Source organism: Streptomyces sp. NPDC002536 (assembly GCF_053594995.1).
The window spans coordinates 49,644-75,483 of record NZ_JBSFWU010000014.1; the positions used below are offsets into that span (position 1 = coordinate 49,644).

Below are 25,840 nucleotides of genomic sequence, written 5' to 3' on the forward strand. Positions count from 1 at the left end.
TGACCTCCTTCACCACCTCGCCGCCCCACCTCGGCACCAGTGGGTCAAGCAGTGCCGGCCGGATTGAGGACGGTGAAGCGCCAGGTGCCGTCGGCGCTGCGGCGGGCCACGTTCGCGGTGGTGCCCGACGCGGTGACGCGGTTGCCGTCCGGTGCCGTCACCTGAAGGCTCCAGTCGACGATCACCAGAGCGGTACCGTCGCCGACCAGGATGTGACGGGTGGTGTTGGCGATCCGGGGGTCGGCGGCAATCGTCTGCTCGACCTCCTCCCGCAGCGCGGTCCTGCCGCTGATCACCTCGCCGGTGACGGTGCGCATTGTCGCGTCGTCCGCGTACAGCGCCAGCACCCGCTCGGCATCGTGGGCATTGAGCGCGTCCTGGAAGGCAACGGGCAGCAGTGCGGGATCCGTGAGCGGCGGAGTCGGGTGGTGGAGGAAGGCGGCCAACGGGCCGTTGACCCGGTCGGGATGGGTCAGGCTCGGGGTGTGTCCCGCGTCCGGCACCACCACCAGGTCCACGGCCCCGGGCAGGCGGTCGTGGAGCATCTGCCCCAGCGGCAGCGGGACCGGCCGGTCGGCCTCGCCGTGCACGATCAGGGTCGGCTGAGCGATCTCCCCGAGGCGGGCGGTGATGTCGTCGACGCCCATGAGCACGGCCACCGCATCGGCCTGCCGCTCCCGGGGCTGCTCGTGCCACGCGCGCAGCCAGTCCCCGTGGATCTCGGGCTTGCCGAGCAGCATGCCGAGAAGGAGAGGGGCCACCGCATCCGGGCCGCCGACGCGGAAGCCGTCGCTGATACCGCCCATCTGGGCCAGGGCCTCCCGCGGCCAGGCCACCGCCGCGGTGTCGATCAGGGCCAGGGCCCCGACCCGTTCGGGCGCGCGCAGCGCAGCGCGAAGCGACAGGAACCCGCCCTGGGAGTGGCCGACCAGGGCGGCCCGCTCGATGCCGAGGTGGTCGAGCAGGCCCAGCAGGTCGTCGGCGGAGTCCCAGTAGGTGTACGGGGCGCCGTCGTCCTCGGTACGGCCGTGCAGGCGCTCGTCCCACACCACGCAACGGAACTCGCCGCGCAGCGCTTCGACTTGGGGAGCCCACATCCGGTGGTCCATGAGGTTGCCATGGCTGAAGACGACCACGGGCCCGTCGCCCTCGGTGTCCTCGAAGTAGAGCTGCTGACCGTTGACCGGTGCGAAAGGCATGCGTGATCTCCTGTCCGGGTGGTTGATGCGTTCCACCGTGCCCGGTGCGAGCGCGGCCGGCTTGTCCTCGGGCGCACGCCCACTTGTCGGTACGCGCACGGGAATACGCGCACGGGAATCCGCCGTCGGCCCGCCGTGTTGCCCAGCCATGTGACAGAAGTGAACGGGCGAGCCACGACCCTTCTCCTGCGGACGCAGGACCATGCACCGGCGGAGCGGCGCGCCTTCTGGCAGGACGTCGTGTGCGACAGCTTCGTGCCTGTCCACGTCGAGCCGCTCCAGGACGAGCCGTTCCGCGGAGAGCTCACGGCCGGCCGGCTCGCCGCGGTCCACTTCGCCGCGGTGTCGGCCGATCCGAGTCGCGTCGACCGGACGCCGCGGCTGATCGCCCGCTCGGATGCCGAGTACCTGCTCGTGGGACTGGTCCGGCGCGGCAGCGCGGTGGTCCGCCAGGACGGCCGCGAGACCGTGCTGAGATCCGGGGACATCGCCTGCTACGACTCCACGCGGCCCTACACGCTCGTGTGCCGCGGGGACTTCTCGATGCTGGAGTTCATGCTTCCCCACCGCCTCGCCCACCTGGACAGCAGCAGGACCGGAGAGGTGACGGCGACTCGCTTTTCCGCGTCCGAAGGGGTCGGGGCTCTGGTCGCCCCGTTCCTCACCCGCCTGGCCGGACACTCCCGCGACTATGCGGACAGCGCGGACAGTCTCTCCCGGACCACCGGTGACCTGCTCGCCACCCTGTTCGCCGAGCGGCGGCCACAGCCGAGTGACGACGACCGGCAAGCAGTCCGTCGCACCACGCTCCTGCGCGTTCGCGCCTACATCGACCAGAACTTGGCCGATCCGGATCTGTCCCCGGAGCAGATCGCGAAGGCGCACCACGTGTCCCTGCGCTACCTGCAGAAGCTCTTCTCCGAGGAACGGACGACGATCACGGCCTGGATCAGGCAGCGCCGGCTGGAGGGCTGCCGGCGCGACCTGGCCGGCCCGTACGCGGCCGGCCGCACCGTGGCGTCGACGGCGGCCCGTTGGGGGTTCATGGACCCCGCTCACTTCAGCCGCGCCTTCAAGGCGGCCCACGGCCTGAGCCCCAGCGACTACCGGGCCGCCCACGGCACCGGACGCTGAACCCGTAGGCAGATGGCTTGTTCACACCGGGTGGGAGGCCGCGCTGCTACGACAACTGACGTAGCTTCCCTTCTTTGCGTGCGCGATGTCCGGGAGGCTGGTTCGCTGAACATACGCATTCCCGAAGAGAGGGGCAAACTGGGCATGGCTGCTCGTCCCTTGGCACCCGGAGTGTTCGTCACGGAGCGCCCGAGCGGCGTCCGGACCATCACTGGAGCGGGTACGTCCACACCTGCGTTCCTTGGCTACACCGTCGGAGGCTTTGAGCCGTCGACGCCTCCTACGCTGGTGGGTAGTTGGTCCGAGTTCGTGGACAAGTTCCACTTCCGGTCGCCGATGGGGCCGGAAGAGCTGGCGCGTGAGCTGGAGAGACTGATCGAGGCCATCGAGGGCGCGGAAGCGGAACTCGGGGAACGGGAGGAGGGCCTCCGGCAGAAGTCCACCACCGGCGAGCATCCGCCCGTCACCGAACCGGAATTCGCCAAGCTCGTCGAAGTGCAGACGGCCGACTGGACCGGTGAAAGCGTCAGCGCAGATGACCGGCAGGCGGCGGAAGCCGCGGTGGCCAAGGTGAAGCCGGCCTTCCCCGACGAGTACCAGTTGTGGATCGCGGCGGGGGAGAAGGAAGCCTCCCTGCGGCATCGTCAGAGTGAACTGGTCTTTCTGGTCCAGTGCTTCGACGAGGCTCGTAGCGTGAGCCTGCACGAAGCCGTCTACGGCTTCTTCGCCAACGGAGGAAGTTCCTGCTACGTTCTCCGGCTCGACCCCGCCGCCAAGGACCTCGAGAAAGAGGTCGAGGGCGATCCCGACAAGCGCACCGGTCTTGCCGGGCTGAAGAGTGTCCCGGACGTGACCATGGTCGCGGTGCCGGATCTGTGGAGCCGGGGCACGACAGCCGAGATCGGTGCGGCGATCCTCGGCAAGGTGGTCGCTCACTGCGCCGACATGCGCAACCGGCTCACCCTCTGCGAGCCTCCGCCCGGCACCGTACCGGCCGACGTGCCGGAGTTCCTGACGCGGCTGGCCTCGCCGGATTCGGACGATGCGGCGTTCACGGCGTTGTACTACCCGTGGGTCGAGGTCCCGGGGGTGGACGGGGTGCAGCGCACGGTGCCGCCGTCCGGGCATCTGGCCGGGGTGTGGGCCCGTACGGACACCGAGCGCGGTGTGTTCAAGGCTCCTGCCAACCAGAACCTGCGCGGCGTCCTGGCGCTGCCCGTCCGACTCACCGATCAGCGGCATGGCGAGCTGAACGACAAGGGCGTCAACTGCCTCCGGGTCTTCCCGGGGCGGGGTTTGTTGGTGTGGGGTGCGCGGACGCGGTCGAGCAGTAGGGACTGGAAGTACCTCAACGTGCGTCGGCTGGTCTCGTTCCTGTCCGATTCGATTCGTCAGTCGAGTACGTGGGCGGTGTTCGAGCCCAATGACGATCGTCTGTGGGCGACGTTGCGGCACTCGGTGGTGAGTTTTCTGACGGATCAGTGGCGTCAGGGTGCGTTGTTGGGGCGTACGCCGGATGAGGCGTTCTATGTCATCTGTGACCGGACGAACAACACGTCGGAGACGATCGATGCCGGTCAGGTGATCTGCGATATCGGTGTCGCGCCGGTGCGGCCGGCCGAGTTCGTCCACTTCACCATCACCCAGATCGCCGGCCAGCCCGGCCAGAGCAGCTGAGCAGTCAGGTGAGCAGTCAGGTGAGCATTCAGGGAGGCCACGCACGTGTTGACCGGTGACACCTTCAGCAGCAACACCTTCGCCATCGAACTGGGCAAGTTCCAGGTCGAGACCGTCCAGGACGTCTCCGGACTGACCCTGGAACAGGACGTGGTCGAGACCCGCCAGGTGTCCGCGACCGGCGAGCTGATCGTCCGCAAACAGCCGGGCGCGCGGAAGACCGGCGAGATCACGATCACCCGCGGCATGGACAAGAGCACCGCGTTCACCGACTGGATCAAGGCCACACTGGTCAACGCCGACCTGGACGGCGCTCGTCAGAACATCACCATCGCCTTGAAGGACGCGCAGAAGCAGACCGTGCGCCGCATCCACCTCACCAACGCCTGGGCCTCCCGCTGGGAGGGCCCGCAGCTCGGGGCGGCCAACTCCGGTACCGCGACGGAACAGGTGACGGTCACCTACGAGGACATCTCCGTCGAGTAGCCGAGTAGCCGGAAGGAGCAGCAGCGATGGCAACGAACCCGAAGCCCCCGGGCGTCTACGTCACCGAGAGGTCCAGCGGCGTCCGCATGATCGTCGGGGTGGGCACCTCGACGCCCGCCTTCCTCGGATACACCAAGCTGTCCGACGTCGCGCCCCCGGAACGGCCGAACCCGCCGTTCCCCGCCGACCAGCGCATAATTCCCCAACCGATCAACGGGTGGCAGGAGTTCGTCGACCGCTACAGCATCAAGGAGCTGGGCGACGAACTGGCCGCCCTGCTGAAGAAGCAGAAGGACAACACCCTCGCCTCCGGTGACCTCAAGAAGATCCAGGTGCTCCAGCGGTGCTTCACGCTCGCCGAGGCGGTGTACGGGTTCTTCGCCAACGGCGGCACGTCCTGCTACGTCGTCGGCTTCCTGAACCCGGACACAGTGGTGACCGACACGGCCCTCGGGGGAGACCCCGAGGCCCGGACGGGACTGGGCGGTCTGGAGACGGTGCCGGAAGTCACCATGGTGGCGGTGCCCAGCCTCTGGGACATGACCGTGGCCGCGACCGATGCGGCCACCCCGCCGCCCCCGGTGCTGCCGACCGGCAAGATGCTCATCGACAAGGTGCTCGCGCACTGCACCCAACTGCGCAACCGGCTCGCGCTTGTCGACGCACCTCCGGGCCAACTCGTCAAGCCACTCGAGGATTTCGTCGGCACGCTCGCCTCGCCGGATTCGGACGATGCGGCGTTCACGGCGTTGTACTACCCGTGGGTCGAGGTCCCAGGGGTGGACGGGGTGCGGCGCACGGTGCCTCCGTCGGGGCATCTGGCGGGCGTGTGGGCCCGTACGGACAGCGAACGCGGTGTGTTCAAGGCTCCGGCCAACCAGAACCTGCGCGGGGTGCTCAGCATCCCCACGCTCCTGACCGACGACCAGAACGGGGCACTCAACGACAAGGGCGTCAACTGCCTCCGGGTCTTCCCGGGGCGGGGTTTGTTGGTGTGGGGTGCGCGGACGCGGTCGAGCAGTAGGGACTGGCGGTACCTCAACGTGCGGCGGTTGGTCTCGTTCCTGTCCGATTCGATTCGTCAGTCGAGTACGTGGGCGGTGTTCGAGCCCAATGACGATCGTCTGTGGGCGACGTTGCGCCACTCGGTGGTGAGCTTCCTGACGGATCAGTGGCGTCAGGGGGCGCTACTGGGCCGTACGCCGGATGAGGCGTTCTATGTCATCTGCGACCGGACGAACAACCTGCCGGAGACGATCGACGCCGGTCAGGTGATCTGCGACATCGGTGTTGCGCCGGTGCGGCCGGCCGAGTTCGTCCACTTCACCATCACCCAGATCGCCGGCCAGCCCGGCAAGAGCAGCTGAGGCGGCGCCCGTGCAGAAGGTCATCGTGAGGCAGGGCGACACCATCACCCTCCTGCCGGCCCTGACGCCTCCGGCAACGCTCGTCCCGCCGCCCCCGATACCCATCCCGCGGGGCACGGCGGGATTCCGGATCGAAGGCCTGCCTGCCTGCGTACCGGAAGACATCGAGTCGATGGTCATCCCTCCCGCCCCCTACTCGACGCCGGCCTTCCTGATGCCCGGAACCGTCCGGGTCCAGCTGAAGGTTCCGGCCGAGGACCGCGCCAAGTACGCGAGGACGGGCAACGGTACGACGGAAGTCGTCGTCGACGGGGGTCCCCTCGAAGTGGTCTTCACTGTGGAGGCCAAGGCGAGCAATCAAGCCGGCGGCATGGACCCCGTGTCCGAGTACCGGGGATCGGCAATCCTCACCTGCCCCCGCACGCGCCCGGTGACGGCCGGGTAGGCCGGAGGCCGTGGGAGCCGCGGTCAGCCCGCGGCTCCCACGGCCTCCGTCGCCCAGACGAAGTCGTACTCCAGGTGCCGGCCGCCGACCTCCGTGCCCAGGCCGCGACTGCGCATGTCGACCGTGAAGGCCGCCTTCGGCAGCAGCAACACCTCCTTCTCGTCCGGCTCCCGGGAGAAGAAGGCGATGTCCCGGCCGCTGTGGCCGGTCAGTTCCAGGCAGTACAGCACCCGGCGGCCCCCGGCGGGCGGATGCTGGAGCGGCAGGAACTTCTCCGCCTCCTTCTGTTCGCGGCTGGTACTGGTGAACTCGTCGAACGTGATCCGCTTCCGGGACAGCAGCTCCCAGCCCGCCCGGTACACCACGCCCCGAACCGGCGGCAGTTTGCCCAGAGCCTCCGTGAGCATGTCGGCATGGGTCTTGGCCTCCGCCCGCAGGGTGTCCGCAAGAGCGTGCATGCGTTTGCGGACGGGCTCCAGGCGCTCCCTGCGCTCCGCGTCGTCGAGTCCCGGCGCCCGGTAGGCGTCGATCAGACGCTGGAGTTCCGCGTCGCGCCAGGTGGCGTACGGCACTTCGACCGTCTGCCCCTCGGTGAACAGCGAGATCATCTCGTCGACGAGCCGGTGCACGCCCGTCGTCGCCAAGGCCGACGGCATGGACAGGACGCGGTTGACGAGCTGGTGGTTGCCGCCGGTGTACTCCGCCAGCGCGAGCAGGTAAGGAAGCCGCAACTCGGCCCCCAGCCGGGCGCGCTCGGTGTCCGCCTCCGAGCCCGAAAGCCCCTGCCCCGCCAGCCAGTCGGTCAGTTCGGCGCGCGGCTGCCGCGCGAGCAGGGCCCGGCGGGTGCGGCGCGCCGTGGTCAGTGTCCGGTCGTCCATGGTCACCAGGCCCCCGTGCGCGGGCGCGGCGCGCGCCTTCTCCTCGTACAGCGCGGCGTACGGCAGCTCTGGCAGGGCGGCCGACGGCAGGACGTCCCGGGTGAACGCGTCGAAGTCCCGGTACATCCGCGGCACGTCCTTCGAGGAGGCCGTGAGGCCCGCCAGGCCGGGCAGGCCCGCGGCCTTGGCGCCGCGCAGGATCTCGTACAGCGAGTGGTCGCGGCCGGTGAGCATCCACGCGGCGACGGCGAGGAAGAACTCCCGCTCCGACAGCTCCGAGCCGCCGGAGCCCGGTACGACCCGCAGCCAGCGGAACGCGCCGAGCATGCGCGTGGTCGTGCCCGAGATGCCCGCCACCAGGGGCGCGCCGCGCCCGTGGTGCTTGCGGTACCAGTCGTCCTTGGCGCTCATGGCGAAGACGGCCTGCCCCGGGGCCCACGGCAGGGGGAACTCGGGCCCCTCCTCGCCCGGTTCGGTCATCGCCTTCCACACGTCCTCGGCGGCGACCTCGTGCCGGGCCGGGGCGAGGTCGTCCGTGACGCCCTCGACGGACAGCGGAGCAGTGCTGCGCCGGGCGTGGGCGGTCTCGGCCGCGCTCAACGGCACGCCCAGGTCGCGGTAGTCGCGCAGGGTCCGCTTGCCGGGTGCGGTGTCCTGGTCCGGGCGCTCCGAACGGCCGCGCTGGCTGCGCCCCATCGAGAGAGCGGTGCCCGCGCCCTGCTGGATCGTCAGGTTCCCCAGGGCGAAGACGTCCTCGTCGAACAGCCGCCGCACGTCGTGGGGGAGGCGGGCGAGGACGGCACGGGCGTGTCCGGTCAGATACGCGTGCTGGGCGGTCAATCCCTCGGTGTCCAGGCCGAGTTCGCGGGCCAGGTGCAGGTCCCCGCCGAGGACGATGCGGTGCAGGAGGGTCTTGAGCGACACCGCGCGCTCGTCGGGGTGCGGCCGGGGCTGGGGGCCGTACTTGTAGTACGCGGCGTTGTAGAAGGCGGTGACCAGTTCGCGGACGCCGGCGGACGAGTCCGGTGCGGTCCACTGCAGGAGCCGCGCCTCGGGGTCGCCTGCGGTGCCCACCTGGCCGGCACTGTGCGGGTCGTCCTGGACGAACGCGCCCGCGGCCGCCTCCGGACTGAACCCCCGGCTGAGGACCTCGTACAGTCGCAGCACGGCGGTCCGGGCGGCACGGCGGACCTCGGGCGCAGTGGCCAGAGCTGCACCGAGCCGCTGCTCGTACAGCTCGGCCGCCTGGTGCCAGCCCGGCGAGGCCAGGAGGCGGCGGTGGCCGAACGGCGGCGCGGCGGCGCCCTGTCGGGCCGGTCCGGCGAGGGCCCGTGCGGTCGCGGCGTTGCCGGCCTCCTGCTGCAGGCTGCGCAGCCGCTCGGTGAGTGTCGTGGCCGTCGTGGCCGTGTCCGCTGCCGGCTCGGGGACGGGCGGTGCGGGCGCCGGAGCGGCCGGTTCCGGGCCGGTGGTGGTGGTCGGCGCGGGCAGTGGGCCGGGGCTCATGGCCGTACCTCCGGAGGGAAGGCGGACTCGTCCACGTAGCGGCCGAGTTTGGCGTACTCCTCGCGGACGGCCGCCAGCAGATCCGCCATGGCCAGCGGGCGGCCGTCGTCGGCGGCGCGGTAGGCGGCGGTGACGGCGCAGCAGCGGATGGCGCCGCCGGTCAGGTCGAAGGCCGAGGCGAGGGAGGCCAGTCCGGCCCGGTCGATGTCCTCGGCCCGGGGCACGGCGGGTCCCAGGCAGCGGTCCCACAGCGCCTGGCGCCGGGTCTCGTCCGGGGCGGGGAAGTGGACGACGAGGTCGAGACGGCGCAGGAACGCCGGGTCGATGTTGGCGTGCATGTTGGTGGTCAGCAGGGCCAGACCGGCGAAGGACTCCAGACGTTGCAGCAGGTAGGAGGTCCCGGTGTTGGCGTAGCGGTCGTGGGCGTCCTGGGTGGCGGTGCGCCTGCCGAAGACGGCGTCGGCCTCGTCGAAGAGGAGGACCGCCTCGTCCGCGTCGGCCGCGGCGAAGATCTGCTCCAGGTGCTTCTCGGTCTCCCCGATGTACTTGTCGACGACGGTGGCCAGGTCGACGACGTACAGGTCGAGACCGAGGCCCGCGGCCACCACCTCGGCCGCCAGGGTCTTGCCGGTCCCGGATCCGCCGCTGAACAGCGCGCTCACGCCGTGCCCGCGCCCCCCGCCCGGCCGCATCCGCCACTCGCCGAGGACCCGGTCGCGGTGGCGCACGCGCCGGACGATGTCACGCAGTTGCTCGTGCGTCCGCTCGGGCAGCACCAGGTCGTCCCAGGTGACGGAGGGACGTACGGGCCGGGCGAGGCGCTCCAGTGCGCTGCCGTGCCAGCAGCGGGCCACGTCGCGGACGACGTCCGCGTCCACGTCCACGCCCTGCGCGGCCGCCTGTCGGCAGGCGGCCGTGGCCATGGCACGGATGCGGGCCGGCCCGGCCCGGTACCGGGCACCGGCGGCCGTGGCCTCGTCGACCCCCGACAAGGACGCGGCGCGGGTGCGCAGTTCGTGCCGCCACAGCGCGGTGCGCTCGGCCTGCGTGAGGGGAGGGCACTCGGCCAGCACCGGGGGCGTGTCCGTCCAGCGGGCGTCCCACGGACTGCTTCCGGTGAGGACGAGAGGGACCGGTGCATCGGCGAGCGGGGCGAGAAGGTCGCGTACGCGCCGGGTGTCGGGGGAGCCGACGGGCCCGGCGATCAACCCGCGGCCGCGCAGCCGGGCTTCGAGCAGCGCTGCCCGCACGGACCCGGCCGGGTGCGGTTCGTGGTCGAGCGCGGCGAGGTCCAGGTGGAGGGCGGGCCATCCCGCTGCAGCCAGGGCTGCCCGGGCCGCGGTGTCGGCGGTGCCGTCACCGCTGTCGCGCAGGTGGAGGGGCCAGGGGTGCGCGAGCAGCCGGACGAGCCGGTCCACGGTCCGGGCCAACGGGCCGTCGCCCAGCGGCGGCACGGCGGCCGGGGCCGGGGCACCGTCGTCGCCCAGCAGGTGCGCGGTGACCCGGTCGGGGACGCGCAGTCCCCGCGTCGGATACGGCCGCGAGACGTCGAGGAGTTCCAGGAGTCCGCCGGACCGCAGGGGCGCGTCGGCCGAGAACAGGCGGCGGGCGGTCGCGGAGGCGGCCGGGAGACCGCAGAGGCCGAGGGCGAGCCCGATGGTGGCATGGCGGCAGGTGACGTCGTCGTTGAGGTAGCCGTAGCAGCGCTCGAACCGGGCGTCGACGTCGGGCGCGAGCGCGATCAGCAGGACCTCCACGGCGCGTTCGTCCAGGCCGAACTCCTCAGCGAGGCGCCGCAGGGGCGGTGCGGCTCCCGCGGCCGCGGCCGTGTCCTCGCGGGCGCGGACGACTGCGGCCAGGGCGTCCTCGGAGGCGGCGGGCGGCAGCGGGCCGGCCGGCGCGTCCAGGAGGCGCGGGGCCATCTCGTCGGAGACGTACAGCCCCTGGAACGGGTCGCAGGCGAACTCCCGGAGATCCGGCGGGTCCTCGGGGTCCTCGCCGGTGCGCAGGGCGATGGCCCGGCGCACCCTGACCTCGACGACGGCCAGCCGGGCCAGGAGCCAGTCCGCGGCCGCGGGCACAGCCGCTCGGGTGGTTCCCGTTGCCGGAGCGGTCACTCCCGGCCCCCCTCCACCGGCTCGTCGATGATGTGCTCGTTGACGACCGGGTCCTTGGTCACCCAGTCGGTGTACGACTGCGGGACGAACGACAACAGGGGGATCGTCACTGTCACGTTGAGGGTGGGCACGAGGGTGTGCCCGACCGCGCTCCACAGCTCGGTGAGAGCGCGGTCCTCGCTCGGTGGGTGTCCCACGTCCAGGAGTGCGGAGAGGTCCATCTCCCGCAGTTCCGGGGGAAGTTGTACGGGGAACCGCGGGCTGCGGGCGAAGCCGACGAGGAGGTCGCCGAGCATGGTGTGGGCGATGAGGGCGTCCGGCGCCCAGGCGGCGACGAGGTAGGAGAGCCGGGCGTAGCGGGGCGGATCGAACTGGGCCCGCTTCAGCAACGGCAGTTCGGGGATGCCGACCGGGGGGCCTGCGTACTGGTAGACGGCGCCGGTCTGGCGCCGGTCCAGGTCCTCGCGGATGTCGTAGAGGTAGAGACCGACCGCCTCGGAGCCGGTGGTCTCGCCGAGCCCGGCATCGCGGCCCGGGGGCTGGAAGGTGACCGTGAATTCGGGCGGCAGGCAGGTCATGTCCTGCCGTACGCGGGACTCCAGCGCGCCGTCGACGAGTTGGATCACCGGTCGGCCTCCGTCCGGGCGGCGGTCGGGACGACGACGGCCTGTCGCAGGTCGAGTGCTGCCGCTGTGGCGCCGACGCGGCCGAGCGCCGTGGTGTTCACGACGGACACGACGGCGCCCGTCATGTCGGCGAGGTACACCAGGGGCGTTGCGGTGCGCGGATCCGGTGCGCTTGCGGCGAGCGCCTGGCCGGCAGGGACGGTGAAGCGGGGGGTTCCGGTCGCGGTGTCGAGCATCAGGACGGCTCCGCTGTTCTCGGTGGTCACGAAGAGCCAGGTGCCGTCGGCCGAGACCGACACGGACTCGGGTTTGGTGATGAGCGCGTGCCGCCATGTGGCGATCACCTCGGGCCTGCCCCCGGCTCCGTTCAGGTCGATCACGGCGATGCTGTCGTCCCCGTGGTTCGCCGCATAGGCGCGAGCGCCGCCCGGGGCGCAGGCCACGCCCATGGGGTCCGTGCCCACGGTGACGGGGATCACCGTGTGGTCGGCGAGGCGTACGCAGTGGACGGTTGCGGCATTGCGATCGGAAACGCAGGCGTAGACGCCGTCGTCGGTGACGTCGACGTCCCATGGCCGGGAGGTGGCCGGTTCGCCCACCTTGACGGGGGTCACCTTGGAGGTGAAGACGGTGACGGTCCCGCTCTCGGAGTTGGCGATGCAGCAGGTGCCGTCCTCGGCGACGGCGATCGAGTACGGCACGTCGTCCTTGTCGAGGGCCTGTTGTTCGGTCTTCTGCACCGCGAGGCGCGATGCGTCGAGGGTGATCACGGCGAGGCACGCGTTGCGCGCGGGATCGGCCTTGCGTCCCTGGTTGACCACGTACAGGGTCTGGTTGTCCCGGCAGGCGAGCCCGTTGGGCCGGTCGGTGTATGCGGCAGGGGCGGTCGCGACGACCGTCATGGCGTTGCCGCCCCAGGACAGTTGGATCCCGTACACCGTGCCCAGGGGTGCGTCGTCGGGCGCCCAGGCCTTCGACACCGCCGCGTACAGGTACTGGCCGTCCGGGGAGAGTGCGAGCCCGGGAGGGGTCTGGTTGCCGTTCTCGACACTGATCGTCCGTTGGTGCGTCGCCTGGGTCCCCGAGATGTCGAAGACCTCCACCGTGGCGTTGTTGTTGGTGGCATTGGAGACGTAGAGGGTGTTGCCGTCGGGCGTCAGGGCGAGCCCGTAGGGATACCGCAGAGCCGTCGGCGACTTGGTCACGGCCATGTGGAAGCTCCAGGCGTCGCTCGTCGTGGCGCGTTGGAGGACGGAGACCGTTCTGTTCTGGTAGTTGGCGACGCAGAGGCGCAATCCGTCGGCCGACACTGCCAGTTCGTGGGGGCCCGAGAGACGTCCGGTCGCCGCGTCGACGACTGTCCGCCGCTGCCAGGTCCCCGGCCCGGTGCGGGTCAGGATGGCGATCTGGCCGCCCTGCTGGTTCTCCCCGGTGCGGGCGAAGTCGGCCACGTAGAGAGTCGTGCCGTCCTTGGACAGCGCGGCTCCGGTGGGCTGTTGGCAGCCCACGACGTCCGCCGCGATCGTGTACCTGCCGCCCTTGGGGTCGACGAGGGAGACCGTCGCCGTGCCGGAGTCCGCGGTCACCGCGTAGTGGCCGTCCGGGGTGATGGCGACGCCGTGCGGATCGGCGCCCGGGGCCAGCGCGACGGCGGTCACCGTCACCGCGCCGCCGTCGGTGAGGACGTCCTCCTGGGCCGGGGTGAGGACGAGGAGGGCGGCCGTGCCCGGGCTGGTCGCGCACGCGAAGCTGCGGTCGCGCGCGATGGCGACGTCCCACGGCTTGTGTCCGCCACCGAGGGAGACGGGCGTGCCCGGCGTGAGACTGCCGAGATCGAGCACCGCCACCTTGTCCGAGGCCGCGTCGGCGGCATAGGCCCATGAACCGTCCGACGACACGGCGACGTTGACCGGCCGCGACCCCGGGCCGGTGCCGACCTCCCCTGTCCGATGAGGGGCGGTGCGCACGGTGACGAGCGTGCCGGCGGCCTGGTCGATGACGTACGCGAGACGGCCGTCCGGGCCGAGTGTCACGCCTGACGGGACCGCCCCCACCGGCTCGTCGAGGGTCGTGGGGACGAGGGTGTCCGTGCGGATGGCGGTGAGACGGCCCGACGTCTGGCTCACGGCGAGGATCAGGCTGCCGTCCGGGGTGAAGGCCACGGCGACCGGATGCGGTTCCACGGGAACGGGCTCCGGGGCCCTCACATGCCCGGTGGCCGGGTCCACTTGGGCGACGGACACCGACGCCGAACCGTAGGCGGCCACGCAGAGACGCTTGCCATCGGCACTGAGCGCCAGGGCACGCGGCTCGGCCCCCACGGGCACCGGCTCGCCCACCAACGCGCCTTCCGCGTCGAGGTCGAGCACCGTCACCCGCCCGTCGCCCGTGCCCTCGCCCCGGCTCGCGACGTACGCGAACCGTCCTCCCCCCGCCACCGCGATCGCCCGGGTGACCCCGGGCACCGGGACCGGCGCCGTCACCGACGGCGAACCGGGCACACTCACGTCGACCACCGACACCGTGGTGTCCGTCTCGTTGACGACACAGACGTACCGCGCCTGCCCGCCCGGGGCCGCCGCCAGTGCGCAAGGGCCGGCACCGACGGGGACCGGGACGGGTGAGAGCCCGTCCTTGTCGAACACCGTGACCTGGTGGCCCGCCCAGTCGGCCACGCAGACCCGGTCGCCGGCCAGTCCGGCGACCACGGCGCACGGGTTCTTGCCGGCCGGAACGGACCGCAGCACGGTGGCGACGGACGTGCTCAGATCCACGACGGACAGCGTCCCGGCATCATGGTTCGCGGTGTAGGCCCGGGTTCCGTCCGAACTCACGGCAACAGCACGGGGGTTGCTCTCCACCCCCGTGACATGGACCTCGGGGTGCTCCGGCGCGGTGAGGTCGGCCACGACGAGGTCGTCCGCCCCCCAAGCCGGGGCCGCCAGCCGGGCCGCCGCGCTGCCGTGGTCGTTGTCGGGTTCGCTCACGAGGGCACCTCCGCAACGGTGATGCGGTGTTCGACGGAGTAGACGGTCTCGCCCGGCCCGCAGTCGATCCGGGCGACAGGAGCCGAGGCCCTGCCGGTCTCCGGATCGACCGGGACCATCTCGGCCGTGGCGACCCGGCCCACGCCGGGCACGCCTTCCAGGACGCGGAACGCCTCACCCGCGTACACCGGACGCCCCAGCGGCCAGCCGGTGCCGTCAGGCCCGCCGCCGACAGGGCTGAAGTACCGGTAGAGGGCGCGTTCCGCGGCGGCGCGCAGCTCGGCGCGTTCGTCGGCGGTGCGGTAGTCCGCGGGCACGATGCGGGCTTCGAAGCGGATGCCGTGGTAGACGGGCTTCACCAGCCACACCGGGACGCCCTCGGGCTGGCAGGCCCGCAGGGCGCGGCGCAGCGTGTCGCAGGCGTCCGCGGTGGGTGTGAGCATGTGGTACGGGAACCAGCCCCGTTCGTCCGTGGTGACGAACGGCACGACCATCAGCGTCACGCCGGCCCGGGTGCTGCCGCCGCTGGTGTCGGTGTAGCCGTTCTTGCCGTCGTGCGACGGGGAGGTGTTGCGCACACCGACGATGTGCGGGTCCGGTGTCTTCAACCGGCAGATCTTGCCTGGAGCGATGTCGTTCGCCGAGGCGCCGAGGGTGGTCCGGTAGGTGCCCTGCGCCGTGATGGCCGCGTCCTTGGGCGGGATCCTGCCGTATTGCCGGGTGCCGGAGGGGCCGCCCGTCACCTTGGGGCCGAAGTGGACCTGGCCGGTGCTGGCGTTGATCACCACGTGCGGGTCGTCCTCGCCGGACTGCTCGAAGGAGGTGACGGTGACCCAGTCGTCCGGGCCGACGCGGACCGTGGGCAGCGACCCGTACACCGGGGCGTGGAGCAGGGGGAAGACCTGGCCCGGCTCGCCCGTGGACGTGAACGGCCCCTTGCCCCGGTCGTGTTGCTCGTACTGGAGGGCGGGGACGGCCTCGGTGCTGCCGGAGTCGGCGTAGACGGTGTACCTCGTGCCGTCCGTGCCCTTGGGGTCGAGGATCTGGACGGCGATCCAGCATGCGGCGGGCTCCGTCGGGAACTTGGTCCCCAGCCGGGCGACGGCGTCCTGGGCCGTCGTGGCGAACGCGCCGTCCTCGACGGCGGCCTGCCAGCGCGCCGACGAGCCGAGAGGGACGGGGTGGGCGGCGACGCTCGCGTCGCCCTTCACCGTAAACGTTTGCGCGGGTGCCGAGGCATACGCGAGCGGGGCGGAGGTGTCCCACCACGGCGTCTCCTTCCTCGGTGCGAACACCGAGACCGCGATGCGGTCCTGCGCCGTCCGTTTGCCGTCGGCCGTCACCCAGAGCATCAAGTGGCGCGGATCGTGGGTGTTCTTGATCTCCACCAGGGCGAGGACCAGCACGCCGCCACCCCTGAACGGTCCGGAAAATACGCCGGGCGCCTCGTAGTTGCCCGCGGTGAACATGTCGACGGCGGCCGTGACCCCGTCGGTGAGCCGCAGAGGTGCCGCACCGGCGGCGTCGGGCGGCAGGCGTTCGGCGTCCCGCGTGGTGGTGAAGACGGTCTTCCCGTCCTCCGTCGTCACCTCGGTCCCCTCGGCGGCCTTCGGTACGTCCGCGGCCAGGGTGAAGCCGACATCGGTCTTCGCCGGAACCCAGGGCAGGTAGTTGCGGGCCGGGTCGAGCGCTTGGTGCGGCACGTCGCGGACGTGGTGGATGCGGGCCATGCCCGCCGACGCGGCCAGTGCGAGCTGCTCGTAGTCGGCCGGGACGACGGCCCGTTCGGGCACCGGGGCGCCCAGCGGGCGGCGTTCGGAACAGGCGAGGGCGCTCTCGCCCTCCGTACCGCCCACGGCGGGAGCGGGGTTGGTCACCGAGGAGACGTACGGCAGCGGGGTGCGGAGCACGGTGAGGGTACGGGCGGGCACGTTGCCGCGGGCGCCGCCGCCGGTCAGGTAGCGCCGGATGCGGACGACCGCGCCCGCCGGCAGCGGCGCCCCGTGCCGGCGCAGCCCGAGGGCGCCGGCGACGGCGGGGGCGAAGACGGCTTCCCCGGTGCGGGGGTCCAGGGTGAAGTGCCGGTCGTCGGGCCCCGATCCGGCGAGGGAGGCGACGTACGTCCACTGGGCCGTGCGGCCGTCGAGGACGGCGTCCACGACGAGCGGGTCCGTGCTGCGGGGCATCGGCGGATGGGCGAAGCGGAGCCGTTCGCCGGGGATGCCCGTGGCCGTCCCCAGTGTCTCGTCGCGCACCAGCCGCGCCTGGACGACCGGGACGGGGACGGCGAGGACCGGGTCGAGCGCGACCTGCTGCAGGGCGTTCCCGCCGGCGTCCGTGCGGTAGCGGAGCAGTCCGACGTCCCGCAGCCGCTGGAGGAAGAACCCGCCCTGGCCGTCCGGCCGTTGGAGCACCAGCTGGGCCGGTGCGTGCGCCGGGGGCAGGTCGAGGGTGACCTTGCCCGGACTGCCCGGGGCGGTCACGGTGTCGGCGAGGATCCGGCAGCCGCTCCAGTGCGTGCCCTGCCAGGCCTCCCAGGAACCCTTCGTGATTCCGGCGTCGTTCGGCGGCGGCGCCGGGCTCAATCGGACGTCCAGCGTCACGCGGGTGCCGGGCACCGGCACCGAGAGGACGAGCAGGGCGTAGGGGGAGTCGCGCGGCCCGGAGCCCGCCGGAGCGTCCCCGGGGAGGGGGAGGTCGCCGAGATACGGCAGGTTGAGCCGGAAGGCCGGCCCGCCCGCGGCGGACGTACCCGGTTCCACGGCCTCCCCCGAAACGAAATCGGTGAGCCGCCCCTCCAGGGTGCCGTCCGCCACCCGCGCCTCCGCGAAGTCCCCGGCCGCGAACAGGACGCACGGGTTGAGCACCGCATCCGTCAACGTGCTGAAGACGACCGGCTCTTCGTCCCCCGGAGGACGCGTGGCCACCTCCTGGCCGACGGGTACGACCACCGGTTCGGGCGAGGGCGCGGCGAGTCGGAAGACGGCCTCGGTCTGCGCGGGCGCGGGCCGGTACGGCCGGACGCCCAGGAGGCGCAGCACCTGCAACCGACGCTGGTCGGGAGCCTGATTGAGCCGGTCGCGCAGGGCCGTGACCATGTCGGCGCATGTCTCGATCAGGCCCCGCCCGGGGTCCGTCAGGTCCCGGCCGGTCCAGGTCCGCACCTGCCGGTGCACGGCGGCGACGGCGGTGGCGACCACCTCGTCGCGGGTGCGCCCGTCGTACTCGGGTGTCTGCCGACTCATCCTTGCGGTGACCTTCCGTCAGGGGGCTGGGAGAGCGTGACGACGACCTTGAACGGCAGATGGGCCGGGCAGTGCGCCGCCACCAGCCGCGTCAGGCGGCTCTCCAGCGCCCGCTGGTCCTCCCCGGCGGGGGCGGTCAGGGTGACGGTGAGCATGCGCCCGGAGCCGGGTGCGGGGTCGAGGCCCGGGTCGTCGATGACGAGCGACTGGTCCGTCCAGCCGAGGATCTCCCGGGCCTCCAGCCGCAGTCCGTACAGCGTCCCGCGGTGTGCGGCCAGCCGGGGCGCGAGGTCGATGGCCTTGCGCCGCCGGACCTCGTCCCAGCCCGGCTCCACCCGGGCGCCGGTGATCGCGATCAGCCAGTCCAGGAAGGCGGGGGGCGCGCGCCAGGGGTCGAGCACCGCGTCGAGGTCGTCGACGTGCTCCTCGACGGGCGCCAGGGTCTCGCCGATCGCGGCCGCGAACGCCTGTGCCACCGTGTCGCGGCCGTAGACGGCGGGCAGGGGGAGCGGGCGTGCGGGGGAAGGCGGCATGCGCGGTCCTCTCGTGCGATGCGGATACGGCCGGTGTCAGCCGTCGGTGGTGTCCACGGCGATGTCCACGTCGCCCAGGAGGACCAGACCGCCGTCCGAGACCTCGATGGACGGCACGGCCCCGCCGCCTGCGCCCTCGTACAGGGCCACGGCGGTCGTGCCCCGGTGCTCGCGGACCGTCTCCAGCACGGTGAAGACGTCGCCGGCATGGACCCGTCTGCCCCACGGCCACCCTCGCCCGTCCGGCCCGCCGGCCGTGGGGTGGAAGAAGCGCCGCAAGGCCCGCTCGGCGGCCTCCTTCGCCCGGCCGACGTCCGCCGGCGCGCTGCTCCAGGGGTGCACGGTCGCGGCGATGTGGAACGGGTGGTAGCGGGGTTCTCCGACGAGCAGGCGTTCACCGAGCAGGCGGGAGGCGTCGACGACGTTCTTCACCGCGGTGAGCGTGTCGTGAGGGATGTCGAAGGCGTCGTCGGGCGGCCGCTCTTCGGGGTCCCCGGTACAGCGGGGGACCAGGAGGACGTGGAGCGGGTCGTCCTCGCGGCGCCACAGCGCGGGTTCGGTCCGTGCGCCCTTCAGGAAGAAGAACACGTCGTCGAACACCACGACGGCGTCCGGGGATTGCTGGCACTGGGGGGAGAGACCGGGAAACGCCTCCGAGACGAGGGAGGTCACGCCGCGGCTGTCCTTCTGCGGCACGAACGCCCGGTCGGTGTGGGAGTAGGTGTAGGTGCGGTGGTAGAAGGTCTCGCCCTTGAAGAAGAACAGTTCGTACGCGTCGTCGGTGCGGGGGTCGGCGAGCAGGGCGACCGCGTCGAGGTCCGACGTGAACTCCTCGGGCAGGGAGGGGAATTCCTCCGCAATAGTGCGCGGTTCCCCGTCGTCCCACAGGCACATCTTCCCGTAGAACCACAGCCGGGGTGCGTCCTCGCCGGTGCGGATCATGGCGTCGAGGCGCCCCGCGGCCTTCACAGGCTGTGGGGCGTCGTCGTCGAAGGTCTTGTCCTGGTGGTGCAGGGGCAGGGAGAGCGCGGTGATGATCCCGCCGTCGTCGTAGTAGTGCACGGCGCGTTGCGGAGCCCGGGCGGTGACGAGGCAGGTGAGGATGTCGGACGGTCGGGGTGGTGCCTGCAGGGCGGTCGGCACGCGCGAGTCGGTGGGACGGGTGAGCGCGGTGACGCGGACACGGGCCAGCCCCGGCACGTGTTCCCCGATCAGCTGCTCGTGGTCGGCGGCGGTGACCGCGCGGCGCAGCGGCGCCAGGTCCAGGCCCGCGCGGTCGAGCGCCTGCTGCCAGTCCTCCGCGTCCTCGGGCGGCGTGACGACGCGGTCCACGGCGGCGCCCAGCCCGGTCTGCGCGGTCACCGTCAAGGCCGTGCCGGCCTGGACGGCACCCCGGCGGCCGCGGTGGACGGCGTACTGCGCACTGATCCGCGCGCCCTCCGGCGGCACCTTCCCGTGCTGCTGCCCGGGCCCGCCCTCGACGGGGACGAGCGGCCCGAAGACCACCTCGCACGAGGCGTCGTCCCACCAGTACACCGGGCTGTCGGGTCCCGCCTCGGCGAAGGTGTGCACCGCCGGCCACACGGCGTCCCCGACCCGGACGACGAGCGGCGGGCCGAACGGCGGTTCCGCGACGGGGGTGTTGGGCCCCCAGGGGCGGTGTGCGGTGGGGAAGCGGCCGGCGGGCAGCCCGTCGGCGACGCCCAGCACCTCGGTGACCGCAACGGGCCGCTCCACGGCCTCCACCGTCCCGCTCGACTGCCCCTCCGCGAGGACGAGTGCTTCGGTGGTCGCCAGCACGACCGGCTCCGCGCCCTCGGTCCGCACCTCGGTGTGCGCCGGGATCTCGCGTCGCCCGGTGGAACCGTCGGTCCGGGTGAAGACGACCACGATCCGCGAGGGCGATGCGGGAAGGGGCGTGATGCCCATGAGGCGCAGCAGGGCGGAGCGCTGCCGGGTGGTCATGCGGTCGATGCGGTAGAGCAGTTGGTCGGTCCGCTCGGCGCAGGCCTCGATGAGGGTGATGCCGGGGTCGGAGACGTTGTGGTCGGTCCACTCGGGGACGCGCTGCGGCAGGGCGCGTTTGGCGGCGTCCACCAGGGGCTGGAACCGCAGGTCGTCCAGGTCGGGTACGGGGAGGTCACTCACTGGGGGAGTCTCCGGGCAGGGTGTAGAAGGGGAAGACGAGGTTGCGGGGTTCGTTGGTGGCGCGCAGCCGGTAGCGGATGTCGATGTAGAGCACTCCCGTGTCCGCCGCATCTGCAGCATCCGCCGCATCCGTGCTGAACAGCAGATCGTCCACCTCGATCCGTGGTTCCCAGCGGTCGAGCGCCCGGCGCACCTCCGTGTCGGCGCGGGCCACGGTCGTCGCGTCGAGCGGGTCGAAGACCAGGTGGTGGATGCCGCAGCCGAACTCCGGCCGCATCGGCCGCTCGCCGGGTGCGGTGGACAGGATGATGCGCAGGGCCTGTTCCACGTCCTGGCTGCCGCTCGCCAGGCCGACGCGCCCGGTGCCGGTGATGACGGCGGGGAACGCCCACCCCGCTCCGACGATGTCCACGCTCGTCCTCCCGCCCGTACGGGGTCAGTTGATGTCGACGGTGTTGCCGGTGATGCTGGTGCGCGCTCCGTCGAGCTTGAGTTCCCCGGCGCTCTCGACGGTGACGGTGGCGCCCTTGAGCGTGAGGTCGCCGCCCCCCTTGCTGTCGTCGGCCGTGACGGAGACCGTGCCCGCCGTGAGGACCAGGCTGCCGCCCGGGCCCGCATCGACGGTGAGGGTGCCGTCGCCGCGGGCGTCCAGCGTGACCCGCAGCGTCGTCCCGCCCTCGCCCGCGGTGAGGACGAGGGTGCCGTCCTTGCGGTCGAGGTGGGCGGTGAGCTTCCCGTCGCCCGTCCGGAGCCGGACGCCCTGGGGGCCGTCGGCGGCGCTGAGCAGTTCGAGCCGGTCCCCCGAACGGGACGCCAGCGTGCGCCGGTTGAGGCGGCCGGTGCCCGGGTCGACCAGCGGCAGGCCGGGGTCCGTGGGGGCGTCGATGCCGTTGTAGAGGCCGCCCAGGACGTACGGCCGGTCCAGGCGTCCGTGCTCGAAGCCGACGAGCACCTCGTCCCCGGCCTCCGGGGCGAACACCCCGCCGCCGCCGGTGCCTCCCCACTGCACGGTCCGGACCCAGTCGGTCACGTAGTCCTGCGACAGCCACGGCAGGCGCAGCCGCACGGCACCGCGCTCGCCCTGGCCCGGTTCCTTGATGTCGGTGACCGTGCCCACCGCGACGCCCAGCGCGCACAACGGAGGCGGATACGGCACGACGGGCGGGGGCAGCGGGCCCACCTGCACCCGGGTCCGGAAGCCGTGGTCGCCGTCGAAGACATGACGGCAGGCGGTGACCGTGTACTTGCCGGCGAAGGGCTCGCCCACGCCGGCCAGGGTCACCGGCAGCCCCGCGGCGAGCTCGGGAGTGCCCACGGCCTCGGCCGACAGCGCCGCCATCGCGGCAGCCGCCTCCTCCGCCAACGCACGGGCCACCGCGTCGACTTGCGGGGCGGTGTCGCAGCCCCGGCCGCCGACGAGCAGGTCCGGCGCCGGGCCGGGGAACGCCGCGCCGAGCTGCGCGGGTGTGACGCCCAGCCGCAGCCGCGCACTCTCGCCCGCACCGGCCCGCACCGACAACGCGGCCTTGCCCGCCGGGTCCCAGCCGCGCACCTCCACTCCGGCGACCTGGCCCTCGGACGACACCGAGGCGCGCAGCGCCAGCAGGTTCTCCCCGTACTCCAGGACGAACGGGCTGCGGTCCGCCCCCGTACCGGGCGCGGGCGCCTTGTCCGCCGCGGCCGGGCGCCTCATGTGAACGGCGCTGCCCTCGACCGACAGGCGCAGCCCGCGCTGGTCGGCGAGGTGGCTCAGCAACTCCCAGTCCGTCAGGTTGGGTTGGGCCAGGTGCGCGATGCGGGTGCGCTCCGCGTCGATCCGGCCGGCCTTCAGGCCGTGGCGGCCCGCGGCCTGTCCGGCGACCTCGGCCACGGTGGACTCGACGTAGGCCGTCACCCGCCGCCCGCGCATCAGCCGGTGCCCCCGGTCCATGGCCCGTACGGTCGTGAAGCTCCCGTCGGCATCCACCTCGGTCTCCAGCGCGGTGACCTCGCCGTCGAAGATCTCCAGCCGGGTCCGGCGGCGCGCTGCGGCCACCGACACGGTCAGCGGGACCCCCACGGCGATCCCGGCGGCGGCCGGCAGCCGGTGGGCGGGATCCCGGAACCGCAAGGAGGCGCGCGCCGGCAGGCCCAACGCCGTGTCCACGGACGCCTCGACGAGCTGATCGGCCCACTCCTCCCGCAGCGGGGACCCGAAGACGAGGACCGGCTCCGCCGCGTACAGCCGCTCCGTCATCCCGCACCCCCCGCGGCCTGCTCCTGCAGCACCGGCAGGACGAGCACGATGCCCAGCGGGATCCGGGCCGGGTCGTCGAGGCCGTTCGCCCGGGCGATCTCCCGCCACCGCCCCGGATCGCCGTACGCCTGCCAGGCCACCCCGGCCAGGCTGTCACCCGCCACCACGAGATGGGTGTCCACCGGACCGTCCCCGCCCGACGTCGGGTTCTGCCGCGGAACCGATCCGCCGGCCTCCTCCAACGAGACCGTGCACACGGCACGCAGAGGCGTCCCGTCATGACCGAACCGGGTGTAGGACGCGTCGACCTGAGTCACCAGGGCCAGGAAGGCGGTCGTGCGGGCATGCCCCCACTCCAGCCGCACCCAGGGCGCCGAGGCGGGCTTCGCCGTAGTGCTGCGCGCGGTCGGGGCGCAACAGCCGAGCAGCTTCTCGACCCGCTCCTGGACGCCCTCCCGGGTGCCGTGGGCGTCGAGGAAGACCTCCAGCGTCATGGTGCGCGGCTGTGCGCCCACGAACTGGGCCCGCGCCGCCTGCCCGTTGGACGGCGACCGGCTGCGGTCCCAGCGGGCCTGCTTGCCGACCTGGATCCGGTCCGGGTTGAACTGCAGCCGTACCCGGTCGCGTTCGGGCCCCGGGGTACTGCTCGCCCCGGTCGGCGGGTCGTGGATCACGAGGGCGGCACGCACCGGTGCGCCGCCCGGGAACTCGAACGCCATACGGTCCTTTCCGACGTCAGACGGTGATCCCGAGGAACCCGTTGTGGGCGATCTCCAAGGTCTCGCGGGCCGGTTGCGACTGGTCGACGTCGAACGTCGGCCCGCTCCAGCGCACCGGCAGCACCCCGTCCAGCAGCCACCGCACCAGCGGCCGCCGGTCCGGTCCCAGTGCCACGAGCTGCCCGGGCAGCCGCACCGGCTCGATCATCTGCTGCTGCATCCAGGCCCAGACGAGCACGGTGTCCTGCGACAGCGGTCTGCCGAGCACGACGTTGGTGTAGCGCAGCCGCGTCGGCAGCTGCCACACGTGCCCGTTCGTGCCGCCCTCGACCCGCTCCTCGACCTCCATGGCACAGCCGAGCCCGTCGCACGAGGTGAAGGAACCGAGGGCGTGGGTGCCGATGGAGAGCTGGAAATGGGAACTGACGGCGAACGGCTGGTCGGCCATGGGCGGGCACTCCGTGGGTGGTCGGGAGCCTCATCGCGGTACGGACGATCCCCATCTGCCGCCGTCCGGCGGCGGCTGGGGCTGCGGCGGCCACGTCAGCGGTGCCGGCCCGGGGGGCGGGAGCACGGCCTCGGCCAGGAGCCCGGCGTGCCGGCGGGCGACTTCCCGGGCGAGGGCGGGGATGTCCGGGGCGGCCGGGGGCCCGGGCGGCGCCGCGGGGGAGGCGGCCGGGGCGGCCGGGGGTGCGTTCGCGGGGACCTCGGCGGGGGTGGCGGCGGCTTTGGCCGGACCGGGTGGCGGCCCGGTCCGGCCCGGGGCGGGTGGTGGTCCGGTACGCCCGGTGGCGGGCGGTGGGATCGCCAAGGGCCGGGCGGTTGCCGGTACTTGAGCAACCGGTTCGCCGACGCGGAGGCGGTGCGGGGGCGCTTGCCGCGGGAATGGTGCGGGTGACGGCGGTGCGGGTGACGGTGGTGTGGGGTCGGTGACTGGACTCGGCCCGGGCGCGGGGCTTTCGTGCCGGCCCGGGGTCCCGATGGGCCGCTCGCCGTCGTCGGGGCGTCGGCGGACGATCGTGTCCGTGACGGGCCGGTCCGCCTCGCGAGGCGGGCTCTCTGCGGGGCGGTGCTCCGCTGTGCGTGGTGGTGTGGTGCCGGGCAGAGGGAGCCAGGGAAAGATGAAGGACCGGTCCGTGCCGGGGGAGGGGAGTCCGGGAGCGTCGGGGAGCAGGTCCGCGTCGTGTGGCCGGGGGCCCTTCAGGGGGCCGGGGTGCTCAACGCGCCTCCGATGGCCATGAGTTGCGGAGCTCAAGGGGTCGGCGGGGTCCGGTGGACGTTGAGGACGGATGGGGCCGCCGGTCGTTCCCGGGGCGGCGCCGGTCCGGTCATGGCCGCCCGGCGGCCGCTGCGGTGGCGGAGCCGGTGCGGGACGGCGTAGGGGAACGCCCGGTCCCCGGTCCGGCTGGACCGGGCGGTGTCCCTTACTGTCGGCGGGTGGTGAGACGGAGACCTCGCTCACGCGGCGGCGAAGCGTCGTCTCGACGAGCCCAGGATCCAGGGGCTGTTCGCCGTCACGCGGCGCACCGGGTGGCCGGGGGCCGTGGATCTCGTACGCCTCCTGGATCTCGTACGCCTCCTGCGCGTGCGCAGCGCCCGGCCGGAGGCCGGCCGGATCCGGCAGTCGCACCCCCTCGGGTAACGCCTCGTACACCCCGTCGCGCACCGTGCTCACCGGCAACTCCGGGGCGAGGAGACCCCGGAGGACTCCCGCCCCCAGGGCGAGCGGCACCGCCCGTGGCAGCAGCCGCGTGCCGGCCGTGACGAGCGGCGCCGGCTGCCAGGCCGCGAGGCCTTCCCGGAAGGCGACGTGCCCGCTCGTGGACAGCAGCGGCAGGTGCAGCAGCCCGACGGGCGCCACGTCACGCCAGTCCGCCCGGGCCGGCGGTACAGGAGGGGGCGCGGGACGGTGACGCCGCAACCCCGCTCTCCTCAGCGCGCCCGCGAGGCTCACCGGCCTCCTCCCGCCGCGCTGTTGAGCCTGGCGATCTCGCGCACCCATGCGCGCCGTTCCTCGTGCGGGAGGCCGAGGATGTCCCCGTACGCCCAGTGGAAGTGGTAGGCGATGCAGGCGGATTCCTCGCGGAGCCGGCGCGGCGGGTGCGTCATGCTTCCCCCAGGCGGCCGCCGGGTGCCGTCGAGGGCAGCGCGAAGCTGGTCCCGCAGGAGGGGCAGGCGACGGCGCCGTGCCCGGAGTCCAGGCCGTTGATGCGCCGGTAGAAGTCCTGGAGGTAGGCGAGGTCCTGGGCGAAGAGCTGTTCCACGACACCGGCGTGGATGTCGGTCACCGTACCCAGCCGGGTGATGACCAGGCTGAGGAGGACGACGCCGAGGTAGGCGGGGTTCTCCCGGACGCGCTGGTCGATCAGGGGCGACAGTTCGTCGCGGGCGGTGGCGAGCCGCATGGAGCCGTGGCGGTGGACGGTTCCGGAGCCGTCCACGTAGCCGTTGGGGAGTTCGAAGTCGTATGCGGTGCGGAGCGCCGGTCCGTTCTCGGGCATGGTGGGGCGGATTCCTCCTTCGGGAGCCCTGGGGCCTGT

The 25,840-nt window shown here is 72.7% G+C and carries 19 protein-coding genes; 5 read left to right on the plus strand and 14 right to left on the minus strand.

Translation table 11 applies throughout. The features are described 5' to 3' along the window. Positions 1–44: 44 nt before the first annotated feature. Entirely contained in the window at positions 45–1,199 is a 1,155-nt protein-coding gene (locus ACWD4B_RS07945) for an alpha/beta fold hydrolase (RefSeq protein WP_451419975.1), read from the minus strand. A gap of 159 nt (positions 1,200–1,358) precedes the next feature. Here ACWD4B_RS07945 and ACWD4B_RS07950 point away from each other — a divergent pair, with 159 nt between their 5' ends. The 5 genes from ACWD4B_RS07950 to ACWD4B_RS07970 all read left to right on the plus strand — a co-directional run bounded on the left by ACWD4B_RS07950 (position 1,359) and on the right by ACWD4B_RS07970 (position 6,308). Next, complete coding sequence (locus ACWD4B_RS07950; RefSeq protein ID WP_451419976.1) at positions 1,359–2,333, plus strand: AraC-like ligand-binding domain-containing protein; 975 nt, start codon at positions 1,359–1,361, stop codon at positions 2,331–2,333. A 309-nt stretch (positions 2,334–2,642) separates the two neighbouring features. Beyond that, entirely contained in the window at positions 2,643–4,010 is a 1,368-nt protein-coding gene (locus tag ACWD4B_RS07955; RefSeq protein ID WP_451419977.1) for a phage tail sheath family protein, read from the plus strand. 45 nt (positions 4,011–4,055) lie between these two features. Next, positions 4,056–4,496: a phage tail protein gene (locus tag ACWD4B_RS07960; protein WP_336410828.1), complete on the plus strand. Its 441-nt coding sequence runs from the start codon at positions 4,056–4,058 to the stop codon at positions 4,494–4,496. Positions 4,497–4,522: 26 nt separating this feature from the next. Beyond that, on the plus strand, positions 4,523–5,863 hold the full coding sequence (locus ACWD4B_RS07965) for a phage tail sheath family protein (protein WP_451419978.1): 1,341 nt from the start codon (positions 4,523–4,525) through the stop codon (positions 5,861–5,863). Between the two features lie 10 nt (positions 5,864–5,873). Then, positions 5,874–6,308 carry a hypothetical protein gene (locus tag ACWD4B_RS07970; RefSeq protein ID WP_451419979.1) on the plus strand — a complete coding sequence of 145 codons (435 nt, stop codon included), beginning with the start codon at positions 5,874–5,876 and terminating at the stop codon, positions 6,306–6,308. 23 nt (positions 6,309–6,331) lie between these two features. On the opposite strand, the gene ACWD4B_RS07975 is transcribed toward ACWD4B_RS07970, so the two are convergent. The 13 genes from ACWD4B_RS07975 to ACWD4B_RS08035 all read right to left on the minus strand — a co-directional run bounded on the left by ACWD4B_RS07975 (position 6,332) and on the right by ACWD4B_RS08035 (position 25,801). Next, positions 6,332–8,689 (minus strand): hypothetical protein, encoded by a 2,358-nt coding sequence (locus tag ACWD4B_RS07975; RefSeq protein WP_451419980.1) that lies wholly within the window; start codon positions 8,687–8,689, stop codon positions 6,332–6,334. Further along, the gene (locus ACWD4B_RS07980; RefSeq protein WP_451419981.1) at positions 8,686–10,806 is read right to left on the minus strand and encodes an ATP-binding protein; all 2,121 of its coding nucleotides are present in this window, start codon (positions 10,804–10,806) and stop codon (positions 8,686–8,688) included. Before ACWD4B_RS07980 ends, ACWD4B_RS07975 begins: the two co-directional genes overlap by 4 nt. Further along, entirely contained in the window at positions 10,803–11,432 is a 630-nt protein-coding gene (locus ACWD4B_RS07985) for a DUF4255 domain-containing protein (RefSeq protein ID WP_451419982.1), read from the minus strand. Before ACWD4B_RS07985 ends, ACWD4B_RS07980 begins: the two co-directional genes overlap by 4 nt. Next, the gene (locus ACWD4B_RS07990) at positions 11,429–14,419 is read right to left on the minus strand and encodes a beta-propeller fold lactonase family protein (protein WP_451419983.1); all 2,991 of its coding nucleotides are present in this window, start codon (positions 14,417–14,419) and stop codon (positions 11,429–11,431) included. The genes ACWD4B_RS07985 and ACWD4B_RS07990 overlap by 4 nt, the downstream gene beginning before the upstream one ends. After that, complete coding sequence (locus ACWD4B_RS07995) at positions 14,416–17,664, minus strand: putative baseplate assembly protein (RefSeq protein ID WP_451419984.1); 3,249 nt, start codon at positions 17,662–17,664, stop codon at positions 14,416–14,418. The genes ACWD4B_RS07990 and ACWD4B_RS07995 overlap by 4 nt, the downstream gene beginning before the upstream one ends. Continuing rightward, entirely contained in the window at positions 17,661–18,197 is a 537-nt protein-coding gene (locus ACWD4B_RS08000; protein ID WP_451419985.1) for a phage tail protein, read from the minus strand. Before ACWD4B_RS08000 ends, ACWD4B_RS07995 begins: the two co-directional genes overlap by 4 nt. 36 nt (positions 18,198–18,233) lie before the next feature. Further along, complete coding sequence (locus ACWD4B_RS08005; RefSeq protein WP_451419986.1) at positions 18,234–20,345, minus strand: hypothetical protein; 2,112 nt, start codon at positions 20,343–20,345, stop codon at positions 18,234–18,236. Next, positions 20,338–20,757, minus strand: coding sequence for a GPW/gp25 family protein (locus ACWD4B_RS08010; protein WP_451419987.1), 420 nt, complete (start codon positions 20,755–20,757; stop codon positions 20,338–20,340). Before ACWD4B_RS08010 ends, ACWD4B_RS08005 begins: the two co-directional genes overlap by 8 nt. Before the next feature lie 24 nt (positions 20,758–20,781). Then, positions 20,782–22,581: a VgrG-related protein gene (locus ACWD4B_RS08015; RefSeq protein WP_451419988.1), complete on the minus strand. Its 1,800-nt coding sequence runs from the start codon at positions 22,579–22,581 to the stop codon at positions 20,782–20,784. After that, positions 22,578–23,300, minus strand: a complete 723-nt coding sequence (locus ACWD4B_RS08020) for a CIS tube protein (RefSeq protein ID WP_451419989.1) — start codon at positions 23,298–23,300, stop codon at positions 22,578–22,580. The genes ACWD4B_RS08015 and ACWD4B_RS08020 overlap by 4 nt, the downstream gene beginning before the upstream one ends. 16 nt (positions 23,301–23,316) lie before the next feature. Continuing rightward, complete coding sequence (locus tag ACWD4B_RS08025) at positions 23,317–23,748, minus strand: phage tail protein (protein WP_336410815.1); 432 nt, start codon at positions 23,746–23,748, stop codon at positions 23,317–23,319. A 1,502-nt stretch (positions 23,749–25,250) separates the two neighbouring features. Then, the gene (locus ACWD4B_RS08030) at positions 25,251–25,409 is read right to left on the minus strand and encodes a DUF6760 family protein (protein WP_451419990.1); all 159 of its coding nucleotides are present in this window, start codon (positions 25,407–25,409) and stop codon (positions 25,251–25,253) included. Beyond that, entirely contained in the window at positions 25,406–25,801 is a 396-nt protein-coding gene (locus ACWD4B_RS08035; RefSeq protein ID WP_451419991.1) for a hypothetical protein, read from the minus strand. The genes ACWD4B_RS08030 and ACWD4B_RS08035 overlap by 4 nt, the downstream gene beginning before the upstream one ends. Positions 25,802–25,840 lie beyond the last annotated feature (39 nt).